Origin of the sequence: Sodalis sp. RH21 (genome assembly GCF_047324175.1) — a bacterium.
Classification (GTDB): domain Bacteria; phylum Pseudomonadota; class Gammaproteobacteria; order Enterobacterales; family Enterobacteriaceae; genus Acerihabitans.
In genome coordinates, this window is the sequence record NZ_CP178732.1 from 1,513,118 (window position 1) to 1,526,279 (window position 13,162).

A 13,162-nucleotide genomic window follows, 5' to 3' on the forward strand; every position below is an offset into this window, starting at 1 on the left:
CAAGCACCCCATCTATCCCTCTCTTCCCGTTCCCCCTGTTGCTGGCGATGCTGCTTTATCTTTCGAGGATTGCCTTTAGCGGTGATGCGCACGGATTTGACAAGTTGTTCGTAAAATGTAAACGATAAGGTTGATCTGGGTTATGCAAATGCATAAAAATAGGTTGCGTTCGTAGCCTTAAAGCGGTACATATAGGCCGAAAAAGAGATCTGTATCCCATTTTTTACGGAAATGAGATTTTTTTGTGAACTAATAAGATGTCAATGTCACACTAACATTATTGTAATGTGATAAAATTGTTATGGGTTGATGTGGTTTATTCTGGGGACAGGCGTGACAAATTTACAGGTATCGGTAGTACATCGATTGCCACAACATTATCGTTGGCTCCATGGCTTCAGCGGCATTAAAGTTGAACCCATCGCCGCCTCGGAAAACGACGCCGATAATGAGCTGATAGGCCTTACCCTGCTTAGTCACGAAGGGGATACGGCATGGCAGGTCATGGAAGAGCTGGCGCGTTCCCTGGTGGAAATTCAGGTCGCCTGCTCCGTGGTGGAATGCGAAGGGCAGCCTTGCCTGTTTTTACATCGCGATGATGAGTGCACCAGCCTGTGCCGGTTGAAAAACATCGGCGTGGCCATTGCCGAACCGGCCGCGGCCCCCTATTTTTCCTGATGGCGCGCGCCGATCGCTTACGTGAAAATAGCCGTTATCCGGCCGATTGCATAAGCTGCCGGGTATAGTCCGCCGCCGGAGAGTCGAAAACCTGCCCGCACTCTCCTTGCTCCACCACTTCCCCTTCCCGTAATACCATCACCTGATGACACATGGCCCGCACCACCTGCAAATCGTGGCTGATAAACAGATAGGTGAGCTGATGTTTTCCCTGCAATGATTTCAGCAATTGCAAAATCTGCGCTTGTACCGAGCGATCCAGCGATGAAGTGGGCTCGTCGAGGATTACCAGGTCCGGTTGCAGAATCAGCGCCCGGGCGATGGCGATGCGCTGGCGCTGGCCGCCGGAGAATTCATCGGGATAGCGGTTGCGGGTCGCGGGGTCGAGACCCACCTCTTCAAGGGCGGTAATCACCCGCTGTTCCTGTTCCTGTGGCGTATAGCGGTGGTGCACCCGCAGTCCTTCCTCGACAATTTGCGCCACCGTCAGCCGGGGATTCAGCGCCGAATTGGGGTCCTGGAACACCACCTGGATGCGGCGGCGTACCGGCAGCATCTGGCGCCGGTTAAAGGTATGCAGCGCCAGGCCGTCAAACCAGATCTCGCCGGCGGATTTCAGCAGGCGCAGTATCGCCAGGGCGGTGGTGCTTTTACCCGAACCGGACTCGCCCACCAGGCCCAGGCTTTCACCGCGCCGCAGGGAAAAATTCACCTGCCGTACCGCGCTTTTTTGCGCCACCGGACGGCGGAACAGGCCGCGCTGCACCGTGAAGTCCACCCCCAGGCCATTAACCCGCAGCAGCACGGGCGCCTGCGGGCTGATGGGCAGTGGTTCGCCGCCGGGCTCCGCCGCCAGCAGCTGGCGGGTATAGGCATGGCGCGGCGCGCTAAATAGCGTGGCGCACGGGCTATCCTCCACGCATTTGCCCGCCTGCATGACCACCACGTTGTCCGCCAGCCGGCGCACGATATTCAGGTTATGGGTAATAAACAGCAGCGCCATGCCCAGTTCGCGGCGCAGCTCGTCCAGCAGCCCCAGGATTTGCGCCTGCACCGTGACATCCAGGGCGGTGGTCGGCTCGTCGGCGATCAGCAATTTTGGGCGCGTAAGCAGCGCCATGGCAATCATCACCCGCTGGCGCTCGCCGCCCGAGAGCTGATGGGGAAAATCACCCAGGCGGGATTTCGCCTGGCGAATCCCCACCCGCTCAAGGCTGGCCAGGACTTCGGCCCGGGCTTCGGCGCCCCGCAGGCCGCGGTGCAATATCAGCACTTCCAGCAGTTGTTTTTCCACATTGTGCAGCGGGTTGAGCGACGACATCGGCTCCTGGAAAATCATGGCGATATCATCGCCCCGCACCCGGCGCAATGCCGCCTGGTCGGCGTGCAGCAGGCTTTGGCCCTGGAACAGGATATCGCCGTGCGTATACACCACCGGCGGCGACGGCAACAGGCGCAGCACCGATAGGGCGGTAACGCTTTTGCCCGAGCCGGATTCCCCTACCAGGGCCAGGGTTTCGCCGGCGTTGAGCGACAGCGATACCCGATCCACCACCTGGCGGGTCAACGCGCCCTGGCGAAAGGCCACGCTCAATTCCTGAATCTGCAACAAAGGTTGGGTCATGGTTTAATGCGCCTTACCGGGGTCGAAGGCGTCGCGCACCGCTTCGCCGATAAAAATCAGTAATGACAGTACCAGGGCCAGCATGACGAACGCGGTAATGCCCAGCCAGGGCGCCTGGAGATTATTCTTACCCTCAAGTAATAAATTCCCCAGCGACGGCGAGCCGATGGGCAGCCCGAATCCCAGGAAATCCAGCGAGGTCAGGGTGGTAATGGAACCGCAGAGAATAAACGGCAGAAAGGTCAGGGTGGCCACCATGGCGTTGGGCAGCATATGGCGCAGCATAATCATCCGATCGCTGACCCCCATGGCCTGCGCCGCGCGGATATAATCGAAATTGCGGGTGCGCAGGAATTCCGCGCGTACCACGCCCACCAGGCTCATCCAGCCAAACAGCACGGTAATGCCCAATAGCCACCAGAAATCCGGCGGCACCACGCTTGATAACAAGATAATCAGAAACAGCGTCGGCATGCCCGACCATACCTCGATAAACCGCTGTCCCCAGAGATCCAGGCGCCCGCCGTAGTAGCCTTGGGTGGCGCCGGCGATAATGCCGATCAGGCTCGATAGCACCGTCAGCGCCAGGCCAAACAGCATGGATAAGCGAAAACCGTAGAGCAAATTCGCCAGTACATCCTTGCCCGTGCTGTCGGTACCCAACCAGTTCTGCGCCGTGGGCGGCGAAGGGAAGGGTCGCTCGGTTGAAAAATTGATGGTGCGATAGTCGTAGCGCACCGGCGCCCATAGCGCCCAGCCGTGCGCGGCCAGCCTGTCGGCCAGATAGGGGTCGCGATAATCCGCCGCGGTGGCCAGTTCTCCGCCGAAAGTGGTTTCGCTATAATTAAACAGCAGCGGCGCGTAAAAACGCCCCTCATAGCGTATCAGCAGCGGTTTATCATTGGCCACCAGCTCCGAGCAAAGGCTCAGGATAAATAGCAGCAAAAATAGCCACAGCGACCAAAAACCGCGCCGGTTATGGCGAAAGCGCGCCCAGCGCGCCTGATTAGCCGGACTTGCCTGTTTCATTGGCGGCCCTCGAAATTAATCCGGGGATCGACCAGCGTATAGGTCATATCGCTGAGGATATTGAGCAGCAGGCCAATCAGGGTAAAAATATATAAGGTGCCGAACATTACCGGGTAATCGCGCTGTAAAGTGGCGTCGTAGCCCAGCAGGCCCAGGCCGTTAAGGGAAAACATCACCTCGATCAGCAGCGATCCGGTAAAAAACATGCTGATAAAGGTGGCGGGAAATCCGGCGATCACCAGCAGCATGGCGTTGCGAAACACGTGGCGATAGAGGATCTGGTTTTCGGACAGCCCTTTGGCGCGTGCGGTAATCACATATTGTTTGCGGATTTCATCGAGAAAGGCGTTTTTGGTCAGCATGGTCAGCGTGGCGAAGCCGCCGATTACCGTCGCCAGCACCGGCAGCGTGATATGCCACAGGTAATCGGTGATTTTTTTATACCACGGCAGGCTGTCGAAATGTCCCGACACCAGCCCGCGCAGCGGAAACCAGTCAAGGTAGCTGCCGCCGGCGAACAGCACGATCAGCAAAATGGCGAATAAAAATGCCGGAATCGCATAACCGATGATAATCAGCGTGCTGCTCCAGATGTCAAAGGCGCTGCCGCTGCTTACCGCTTTGCGTATCCCGAGCGGAATGGATACCAGGTAGATAATCAGCGTACTCCATAACCCCAGCGTAATGGAAACCGGCAGGCTTTCTTTAATCAACTGCATCACGGTTGCGCCGCGAAACAGGCTGTCGCCGAAATCAAAACGCACGTAGTTCCACAACATGGCGAAGTAGCGCTCGTGCAGGGGTTTATCAAAACCATAGCGCTTGGTGATCTCGGCGATCACTTCGGGGTCCAGCCCGCGGGAGCCGCGGTACTGGCTGTCGCCGATTTGGCCGCCGCGCAGCGTTTGCACCCGGGCGGCGGGGTCGGCGTGGCCGACGCTAAAACCGCTTTGCTGCCCCATTTCAATATTGGCGATGGCCTGATCCACCGGCCCGCCTGGCGCGATTTGCACAATAAAAAAATTCAGCGTGATAATGGCCCATAACGTGGGTATCACCAGTAATAAACGACGTAGCAAATAGGGCAGCAAGCGGCCTCCAATGGTTAAGCGCGATAAATCCCGGTCAGCGTCGCTCGGCAGGCAATTTCGCCGCCCGGTTAACGTCGTACCACCAACTGTCAAAACCCAGGGCGTACGTGGGCTTGATGGCCGGCATGGCGAATTTGTCCCAGTAGGCCAGCCGGGTTTGTTGGGAGAACCACATCGGGATCATAAAATAGTTCCAGGTCAGCACCCGATCCAGCGCGCGTCCCAGCGGCAGTAGCGCCTTTTCATCCCCCTGGTGGCGGACAATCTCGTTAATCAGATGATCGATGGCCGGATCTTTTACGCCGGGCCGGTTGTAGCTGGATTCCACATAGGCGGACCCCCAGGAGATTTGCAAATCGCCGCTGGGGTAGGGCGCCGCATTATAGGTGGAGGGCATCATATCGAAATCGCGCTTGCGCAGGCGGTTGGTGAATTGGGCGCTATCCACTTCGCGAATCGTCAGCTGAATGCCCAATCGCTGCAGGTTGTGCTGAAACGCCAGAATATAGTTGCTGCTGTTGCCGCCGCTCATCAGCATCATTTCAAAATGAAAAGGCTTGCCGGTTTTGCGGTTGACCAATTGCTGGTTTTTCAGCTCCCAGCCGGCCTGCTTTAGTAGATCCAGCGCCTTAAGCAGATTTTTGCGATCGTAACCGCTGCCGTTGGATACCGGCGGCTGATAGCGTCCGGTAAACACCTCCGGCGGTATCTGCCCTTTCAGGGGCGACAGCAGCGCCAGTTCCGCCGCGTCGGGGTAGTCCCTGGCCGCATACTCGGTATTGATAAAATAGCTGTTGACCCGCTGGTAGCCATGGTAAAACAGCGCCTTGTTCATCCATTCAAAATCAAAGGCCAGCGTCAGCGCTTCGCGCACCCGCCGGTCGGCAAACAGCGGGCGCTGGATGTTAAAGGCCAGCCAAGGTGTGTTGACCGGCGCATTGTTGGGGATTTCCTGCTTGATAATATAGGCGCGATCGAAATTGCCGCCGTGATATTGGGTGGCCCAGAGCTTGGGCGAGCCTTCAATACGTAAATCAAAGGCGCCGGCTTTAAACGCTTCCAGGGCGACGTTGTCATCCAGATAATAATCGTAGCGGATGCTGTCGAAATTATTCCGTCCGCGGTTCACCGGCAGATTGGCCGCCCAGTAATCCCGCACCCTGGAGTAGGTGACATATTGCCCGGTGCGCCAGGCGGTGATGCGGTAGGGGCCGCTGGCCGGCGGCGGCGAGGCCAGCGGGTCGCCCAGCTTATGATGTTGCCAGTAGCTTTCCGGCATAATCGGCAGCGTCATCAAACCGAGCATCATCTCTTTGTCGGGCTTGGGGAATTCATAGCGCACCGTCAAGGGCGCAATGGCTTTGACCTTGACGCCTTTATAATACAGCCGGAACTGCGGCACCCCTTCGGTCATGAATTTGCCGAACGTAAAGGCCACGTCTTTGGCGGTGATCGGCTGGTGATTGTGATAATGCGCCTGGGGATTGATGGCAATCTCCACCCAGGAGTAGTCCGCCGGATAACGGGCCGATTCCGCTACCAGGGGATAATAGCTGGCCATTTCATCATCCGACGTGACGAACAGGCCGTCATAAAGCTGTTCGGTGCGCATGGCCGCGGTGCCCCGCAGGGCGAAACGGTTAAAGTTATCATAGGTGCCGATGGCCGCCATGGTGACGGCGCCGCCCTTGGGCGCGGCCGGGTTAACATAGTCAAAGTGGCTGAAATCACTGGGGTATTTGGGTTCGCCCAATAGCGCAAATGCGTAGCCGTCATTAATGGTTTCGGCGCGCGGGCCGAGACAGACAGCGCTTAAAAGCAGCGCAATCCAAACACGTGGAAACATCAGGTTACGCTCCTGCGGTGATGCTTAACTGTGGCTTTAACTGAGCCGGTAATGAGTCTGCGTTAGAGCTTCTATTATAGAGGGCTTAACTTAAAGCTATTAACGGTTTTTTCTATATTAATGTCAAAACTATCAAAGTAACCTATCCGATCCGGCCCTCGGACGCTGGCGCCGCCATTGTACATAAATCCACCGATTGCCAACCGTAGGCGCGCTAATGAGCCGCAAATATATCCGGCTTATCCGGTCTTCACCGCGGCATGCTGGGGAAATATGTTAATAAGATGAGGGGAATTATGTTGATTTAGATCGAAATCCATAGGCTGGAATAGTGAGCAAAGTCGATTAATTATTATTAAGCTAAAAATAAGATATACAAATCGTTAATTATGATTAAAAAAAAGCCACCTTATCAGGCGGCCTTTTTTATCTCGTTCGGCATTTGGGACGTTTACTGAATAATCTATTTTACCGCTCAACAACCACTAGCTATTACGATTATGCGCGGTGGTCAGGGAACCGTGTGAACCGCTGGTCAATACCCGTCGCGCTTCCCGGTAGCGTTTTTTCCAGTAGTCTTCACTCAGGCTGGAAATCATCACGCCGCTGGTGGTGGAGGCATGGACGAACTGATCGTTGCCCAGGTAAATACCCACATGACGCCCGGTGGAGCCCGCATGGAACAAGACTAAATCACCCGGCCGCAGCTTGGCGCGCTGGATTTTTGAGCCCATGCCCTGCTGTTCGCTGGTGGAACGGGGCAAATCAAGGCCGAACTGCTCGCGGAAGGTCGTCTGAACAAAACCTGAACAGTCGATACCCCGTTTGGTGCTGCCGCCTAGGCGATATCTCACGCCTTTCCATACGGCATACTGATCCATAATTTTAGTTTTAATATCTACATTACGGACCATATCTTCGAATTGATCCTGAGAGGCTTGCAGTAAAAAATCACTTTTATCGTTGACTGCATGCATCTCAGCTGTTTGTTGACTGCCATGAGAACTACAGGCGGAAAGCAAAACCGCTACCGCCACTGCGGGGATGAACCGCAGCACATATCTCAAAATAGGTTGAGATTTGACCATTATAAGTGTTATCCCTTAAAGTCCTTAGCGACGATGCCGCTATAAAATGCCAAACGAACCGAGAATAATGCGCTAATACCAATTGACCAACTGTTATTCCTGCGTTGTGTGCAATCACTCACACATTTTTATTTGCGGGATAATATCAGCGTAGAAGTACAGCGAAATCGAGATTACCGTAATGAATAAGGGAAAGCGAGGTTTTTTATCGACTATTTTATAACTTTTGGTGATGTAGAAAGTTATTAAAAGTTAGGTAAAGAATTGGATCAAAACGTCACGCATTCCCCACACAATGGCGGCAGGTGGGGATGGCTGATACCGAAGCGCGTGGCTTTCGCCGCGCCGTGGCCCAATCGGCGGCGCCGATCGGCCGGCCCCGGCCCCGGCCGCCATAGATAATTCCTATTGATAACTCTTGACGCGATGGCCGGGTAAACGCTGGTTCAACCAATGGATGACGTTGTCGCAGGCGCCGGTCATCAGCCACCAGCTCAAGCCTACCAGGGTCACCGATAACGACCCTACCGCAACATCCGTGAACCAGTGGGCGCCGATCATCACCCGCGGCAGCGAGAACAACACCAGGATCAGCAGGCCGCCGGCAAAAGCCCGCCGGCCGAAATAGCGCAGCATATAGGCGGCGAAAATCATCAGCATCATGCCGTGATCGCCGGGGAAGCTGTCCATCGACGCGTCCTTGGTGGGGATGGAGGTAAACTGCGCGATGCGCGCCACGTTGTCGTGATTTTTGAAAAATACCGACGGACTGGCGTGGCTGACCGGCAGCAGGTGGCCCAGTTGATTGAGCAACATGGCCGAGAGCAGCATCACGATACCGAGTCCTATCAGCTCATAGCGGCGGGCGGGCGGGGTGCGCAAATAGTAAAGGCCGAAGAGCAGCCCCATGGCCAGCAGCGAAACCACATCAAAGCCGCGGAAATTGGTGATGGCCAATATGACGGCGAACCCATGGCTTTGCGCCATCCAGGTATTGAAATAAAAGAATATGGCCGAGTCAATGCGCCACCACACCCCATGATGTGCCGGCAGATACCAGGACAGAAACAGGGCGATGCCGAGTACATTGAGGATCGCGATAGCAGGTAAGCGCCGCATAAATCCGTACCTGAACTGACGTTAAAATATGAAGATGAACATATTAATCCGGTAAACATAAACGAATCCTCAACAGGGAGGATTGCAAGGCGTTCCAGTCAGCGGGCGCGGGGTTGATCAATTCAATACGGCTGTCCGGCGGCGGGGCCGGGCGGGTTTCGATCTGCAAGTCCTGCCCCTGGCGGTTCACCAGCAGGGTCCCTTCGGCGATACGCATCACCCCTTTGACCCGTTCCACCGGCGCCAGCCGCGCCCACTCCAGTACCCCGACGGTATCGAACAGGGTGTCGCCGTCGAAAATCCAGCCGCTGGCATGGTAGCCCTGTCCCTGGTTGAGCGCCCGGCGCCAGCCGGTATTGCTCGGTAAGCGCAGCGCCGCCAATCCGGCGCCGGGGGCGTCGTGCCGGTGGTGATGGCGGCCCGCGGGAAGCTCGCGCAGGTTCAGGCGCGGCGCGTCCAGCAGCGAGAGGTCAATCTCGCCCCGGGTGGCGGGTATCAGCGAACGGCCGCCGCCATATTCCCGTTCCCAGGCGGCGAGCAGCGCGCGATCCTCCGGGGCATAGCGGTCTTGCTTGTTGGCGATAATAATATCGGCGGCGGCAAGCTGGTCGCGAAAATTCTCATTGTCCCGGCAGCGGGGATCGCCGAGCTGGCGGGCGTCCAGCAGGCATAGGGTCGCCTGCAGGCTCAGCCAGCTTTCATAGATGGGCGAGGTGAGCAGGGACAGGATCTGTTTCGGATGCCCCAGGCCGGTCGGCTCGATCAGCAAGCGGTCGGGGGCGCTGCGCTGGAGCAGGGTATTAAGGCCGATTTGCATCGGCAGGCCGTTAACGCAGCACATGCAGCCGCCGGGAATCTCCTTGAGCACCGCGCCGCTTTCCGCCAGCAGCGCCCCGTCGACGCCGATCTCGCCAAATTCATTGACTAATACGGCCCAGCGTTCGCCGGCCGGTTTTTGCGCCAGCAAATGCAGCAGGGTGGTGGTTTTCCCGCTGCCGAGAAAACCGGTTACCAGGGTGGTTTTAGCGATCATGATTTAATTGATACCTCGGGATAACGGGCCGGCAGCCGCGGCGACCGCCGCTTTGGCGCCAACGTGCATTAATTGCGCGTACGCCTGGGTGACGGCGGCGACAAAGGATTCCACGGCGGGTAAATCGTCGCCAAATACCTGGCGCAGGGCCAGCAAGGCCCGCACCCGCGGTGCGCCGTCCGCGCTGGCATCGACGATGCGGCGCAGATCGTCGCGCAGCGGGTCCCGGATGTCGATATCCCCGCCCGCGTCGTCGCGTCCGCCCGCATAACGCATCCAGCCCGCAATGCCCAGCGCCAGCAGGGGGTAATCATTGCCGCGCGCGATATGCCAGCGTACCGAATCGAGCATGCGCTGCGGCAGTTTTTGCGTGCTGTCCATGGCGATTTGCCAGGTGCGGTGCCGCAGCGCCGGATTGGCGAACCGCACCAGCAATTGCCGGCCGTAGCCGGCAAGATCCGCGCCGGCCGGGTCCAGGCGCAGGGTCGGTGCCTGCTCATTCATCATCAGTTCCGCGACGGCGGCGCGAAAATGCCCATCCGCCATGCAATCGCTGATATGGCGGTAACCCGCCAGATAACCCAGACAGGCCAGAAAAGAGTGGCTGCCGTTGAGCATCCGCAGTTTCATTTCTTCATAGGGGGAGACGTCCGCGACGAACTGCGCGCCGGCCTGTTGCCAGTCGGGCCGCCCGGCCACGAAATCATCTTCTATTACCCATTGGATAAAAGGTTCGCAGGCGATGGCGCAGGGATCATCCACGCCCAGCAGCGCGTTGATTTCATCAAAGGTGTCTTGCGTGGCGGCGGGCACAATGCGATCGACCATCGTCGCCGGGAAGGAGACATGCTCATCAATCCAGGCCGCCAGCGCCGGATCGCGCTCCTGCGCCAGTCCCAGCACCGCACGTTTGACCACGTGGCCATTGCCGGGGATATTATCGCAGGAGAGCAAAGTAAAGGGGGGCAACCCGCGCTGATAGCGCCGGCGCAGCGCCTCCACCAGAATACCGGGCACCGAGGACGGCGCCGCGGGATGCGCCAGATCGGCCATGATGCGCGGATTATTCCGGTCCAGCTCGCCGCTGCCCGGCTCGATGCAATAGCCCTTTTCTGTAATGGTCAGCGAGACAATCGCCACCTGCGGTTCGGCCAGTTTTTCCAGCACCGCGTCGATGCCCTGGCCGGCGGCTATCACCGATTCATGGACCGCGCCGATAATGCGGGCCTGCCGCCCGTCGCCGTCCTTTTCCAGTACGGTGAATAAATGATCCTGGCGGCGCAGGGCCTCCAATAGATCCGCGCTGTGCAGACCCACCTCGCAGATGCCCCAATCCCCGCCGAGCAAATTAAGCGTCCGATCGGTCATGACCGCTTGGTGGGCGCGGTGGAAGGCGCCGAAACCGATATGCACGATGCGGCTGCGCAGCGCGTCGCGGGGGTAATCGGGCCGTTGCACCTCGGCGGCCAGGGGCTGGTTGGCTATGGTGGTCATGATGGGGCTTCCTATATGGCCGGGGATGGGTTGCGTTCGCTGCATGCCGACAAGTATAGAAAAGATGGTGAAATCGGCGCTATAGGGTATGTAGGAATGGGATTTGGTGCAAGTAAATGAAAGGAAAGGACGGCAAACCGCTGCGCCTGTCGCGGCGGGGCAGCGGCGTCGTCGGCCGGTGTTAGTCGGCGCGGCTCATATAGCGGCGTTCGGCCACGTGGATACGGATTTTTTCGCCGCTATTGAGGTATTCCGGCACCGAAACGGTCAGGCCGGTACTCATCAGCGCCGGTTTGGTACGGGCGCTGGCGGACGCGCCTTTGATGCCCGGCGTGGTTTCGACGATAACCAGATCCACCGTTTGCGGCAATTCCAGCGCCAGCACCAGGCCGTCGAGGGTCAGCACCTGCATGCCGGGGATGCCGCCTTCGGGAATAAACAGCAGTTCATCTTCGATCTGCTCTTTTTTAAACAGATAGGGGGTGTAATCCTCGTCATCCATAAAAACGTATTCATCGCCGTCTATATAGGAAAAATTCACCGAGCGCCGCACCAGGTTGATGGTATCGAGGATATCGTCACCCTTGAAACGCTCTTCCACCTTCAGGCCGGTGCGGACGTCGGAGAAACGCATTTTATACAGCGTACTGGCCCCGCGCGCGCTAGGGCTTTGAATATCAATGTCTTTCACCAGCAGTAATTTACCGTTGTAGTTTACCGCCATACCGCGCTTAATTTCGTTTGCTCTAGCCATCAAAGTGGACCTGTATAATTGTGTCGGAATCTATGGCGACACGTTACCGTTGCCGGGGCTTCCAGGCAAGCGGGAAGTGCGTGTGTCGCGGGGCAGCGGCGAATCTACATCACGGATGCGCCACATGCAATAACCGGCGCCGCCAATCATTAGCAGCGCCACAAAAAAGACCGCGTGGAACTGCCAGATTTCCGAAATCAGGCCCGCCAGCGAACCGGCGATAATCCAGCCCACCCGCCCGCTATTGGTAAACAGCGTCGTGGCGGCGCCGGCCTGGCCGGGCATCAGATCCTGGAAATAAATCATACCGATGCCCGCCAGGATACCGATAAACACCGCGTTAAGCAGTTGCAGCGCCAGCAGCGCCAGCGGGGCGGTAAATACCAGCAGGCCGAAATAAAACAGCAGTCCGGCGCCGACGGCCACGCGCATCAGCAGCCGGTTGCCGAAGCGTTTGGAGACATAGCCGGCAATCAGCATGGTGGGAATTTCCAGCCCGGCGGCGGCGCCCATCATCAGCCCGGCCAGTTTTTCCGGCAGATGCAGTTCATGGATCAGGTAGAGCGGCATATTGATCAGATACATGCAGTTGCAGGTCCACATCAGGGTGCAGGCGATAAACAGCAGCAGGGCGGCGCGGCGATTACGGCGGGGCGCTTCCAGCACCGCGGCGGTTTTCAGCGCCGTTTTGCGCATTGACGGCAGCATTAGCCACACCAGGGCGCCGCACAGCAGGAACGTGACGGCGGCCATCATATACATGGCCTTGAAACCGAACCCCAGCGCCAGGGCGAATGCCAGCGGCGGCCCGATCACCCATGCCAGGGAAACCTGCGCGCGCATTACCGAGCTGAACATGACCGCTTCGCGCCCGGTGCGTTCGGCATGCTCGCGCGCCAGGGCGAACATCTGCGGATTGGCGGTGGACCCGAAGCTGGTCAACAGCACGCCGCAAGCCAGCAGCACAAAATAGTTGCGGCTGAAGGCAAACAGCACGCACCCCGCGGCGCCCAGCAGGCAGCACTGTAGTATTAGCTGCTTGCGATCGCCTTGTTTATCGGAGCGGCCGGCCAGGAATTGGCTCACCGCAATGCCGATCGCCGCGCTGCCGGTATAAAACAACCCCACCATGAAGGGCCGCGCCTGGACTTCCGTGGACAGAAACAGGCTCAGGGTAGGCAACTGCAGCGCGCCGGCGATACCGGAAAGAAAAGCAATGGCCAGAAATGCCGAAGCGGCCATATCGGGCAGGCGCCAGGATAGCGCGGTAGGGGTATGCATGATGTTATGTCGAAATAAAAACGGATGGACGCGCGAATGATACGCCTGCCGGCCAAAAACAAAAGAGGCTGGCGAAAAAAAAGACGCTCTGCGCGGCGGATGGCGCGCCGGTCATTCGGCCTTCA

At 57.8% G+C, this 13,162-nt stretch carries 11 protein-coding genes; 1 reads left to right on the forward strand and 10 read right to left on the reverse strand.

Annotated elements, in window-relative coordinates; translation table 11 throughout:
- Positions 1-309: 309 nt before the first annotated feature.
- Entirely contained in the window at positions 310-678 is a 369-nt protein-coding gene (locus tag ACL2XP_RS07000) for a YejG family protein (protein ID WP_413737921.1), read from the forward strand.
- Positions 679-712: 34 nt separating this feature from the next.
- Here ACL2XP_RS07000 and yejF read toward each other — a convergent pair whose 3' ends face one another.
- From yejF to ACL2XP_RS07050, 10 genes are all read right to left on the reverse strand, one after another.
- Positions 713-2,302, reverse strand: a complete 1,590-nt coding sequence (gene yejF, locus ACL2XP_RS07005) for a microcin C ABC transporter ATP-binding protein YejF (protein WP_413737923.1) — start codon at positions 2,300-2,302, stop codon at positions 713-715.
- Between the two features lie 3 nt (positions 2,303-2,305).
- Positions 2,306-3,331 carry an ABC transporter permease gene (locus tag ACL2XP_RS07010; protein ID WP_413737924.1) on the reverse strand — a complete coding sequence of 342 codons (1,026 nt, stop codon included), beginning with the start codon at positions 3,329-3,331 and terminating at the stop codon, positions 2,306-2,308.
- The gene (locus tag ACL2XP_RS07015) at positions 3,328-4,422 is read right to left on the reverse strand and encodes a microcin C ABC transporter permease YejB (RefSeq protein WP_413737925.1); all 1,095 of its coding nucleotides are present in this window, start codon (positions 4,420-4,422) and stop codon (positions 3,328-3,330) included. Before ACL2XP_RS07015 ends, ACL2XP_RS07010 begins: the two co-directional genes overlap by 4 nt.
- A 34-nt stretch (positions 4,423-4,456) precedes the next feature.
- Positions 4,457-6,268: an extracellular solute-binding protein gene (locus ACL2XP_RS07020; RefSeq protein ID WP_413737926.1), complete on the reverse strand. Its 1,812-nt coding sequence runs from the start codon at positions 6,266-6,268 to the stop codon at positions 4,457-4,459.
- Positions 6,269-6,753: 485 nt separating this feature from the next.
- Positions 6,754-7,356: a bifunctional murein DD-endopeptidase/murein LD-carboxypeptidase gene (gene mepS, locus ACL2XP_RS07025; RefSeq protein ID WP_413737927.1), complete on the reverse strand. Its 603-nt coding sequence runs from the start codon at positions 7,354-7,356 to the stop codon at positions 6,754-6,756.
- Between the two features lie 405 nt (positions 7,357-7,761).
- Positions 7,762-8,475, reverse strand: coding sequence for a phosphatase PAP2 family protein (locus ACL2XP_RS07030; protein WP_413737928.1), 714 nt, complete (start codon positions 8,473-8,475; stop codon positions 7,762-7,764).
- A 43-nt stretch (positions 8,476-8,518) separates the two neighbouring features.
- Entirely contained in the window at positions 8,519-9,508 is a 990-nt protein-coding gene (locus ACL2XP_RS07035; protein WP_413737929.1) for a CobW family GTP-binding protein, read from the reverse strand.
- Between the two features lie 3 nt (positions 9,509-9,511).
- A complete protein-coding gene (locus tag ACL2XP_RS07040; protein WP_413737930.1) occupies positions 9,512-11,002 on the reverse strand; it encodes a mannitol dehydrogenase family protein in 1,491 nt (496 codons plus the stop codon).
- A gap of 181 nt (positions 11,003-11,183) precedes the next feature.
- Positions 11,184-11,756: an elongation factor P-like protein YeiP gene (gene yeiP, locus ACL2XP_RS07045; RefSeq protein WP_413737931.1), complete on the reverse strand. Its 573-nt coding sequence runs from the start codon at positions 11,754-11,756 to the stop codon at positions 11,184-11,186.
- 30 nt (positions 11,757-11,786) lie between these two features.
- Positions 11,787-13,037, reverse strand: a complete 1,251-nt coding sequence (locus ACL2XP_RS07050) for a sugar efflux transporter (RefSeq protein WP_413737932.1) — start codon at positions 13,035-13,037, stop codon at positions 11,787-11,789.
- Positions 13,038-13,162: the final 125 nt, after the last annotated feature.

Bases quoted from the DNA above. Each gene is read 5' to 3' on its own strand.
- ACL2XP_RS07030 (WP_413737928.1), bottom strand. From the start codon at position 8,475: ATGCGGCGCTTACCTGCTATCGCGATCCTCAATGTACTCGGCATCGCC.
- yejF (WP_413737923.1), bottom strand. From the start codon at position 2,302: ATGACCCAACCTTTGTTGCAGATTCAGGAATTGAGCGTGGCCTTTCGC.
- yeiP (WP_413737931.1), bottom strand. From the start codon at position 11,756: ATGGCTAGAGCAAACGAAATTAAGCGCGGTATGGCGGTAAACTACAAC.
- ACL2XP_RS07010 (WP_413737924.1), bottom strand. From the start codon at position 3,331: ATGAAACAGGCAAGTCCGGCTAATCAGGCGCGCTGGGCGCGCTTTCGC.
- ACL2XP_RS07020 (WP_413737926.1), bottom strand. From the start codon at position 6,268: ATGTTTCCACGTGTTTGGATTGCGCTGCTTTTAAGCGCTGTCTGTCTC.
- ACL2XP_RS07035 (WP_413737929.1), bottom strand. From the start codon at position 9,508: ATGATCGCTAAAACCACCCTGGTAACCGGTTTTCTCGGCAGCGGGAAA.
- ACL2XP_RS07050 (WP_413737932.1), bottom strand. From the start codon at position 13,037: ATGCATACCCCTACCGCGCTATCCTGGCGCCTGCCCGATATGGCCGCT.
- ACL2XP_RS07000 (WP_413737921.1), top strand. From the start codon at position 310: ATGTGGTTTATTCTGGGGACAGGCGTGACAAATTTACAGGTATCGGTA.
- ACL2XP_RS07040 (WP_413737930.1), bottom strand. From the start codon at position 11,002: ATGACCACCATAGCCAACCAGCCCCTGGCCGCCGAGGTGCAACGGCCC.
- mepS (WP_413737927.1), bottom strand. From the start codon at position 7,356: ATGGTCAAATCTCAACCTATTTTGAGATATGTGCTGCGGTTCATCCCC.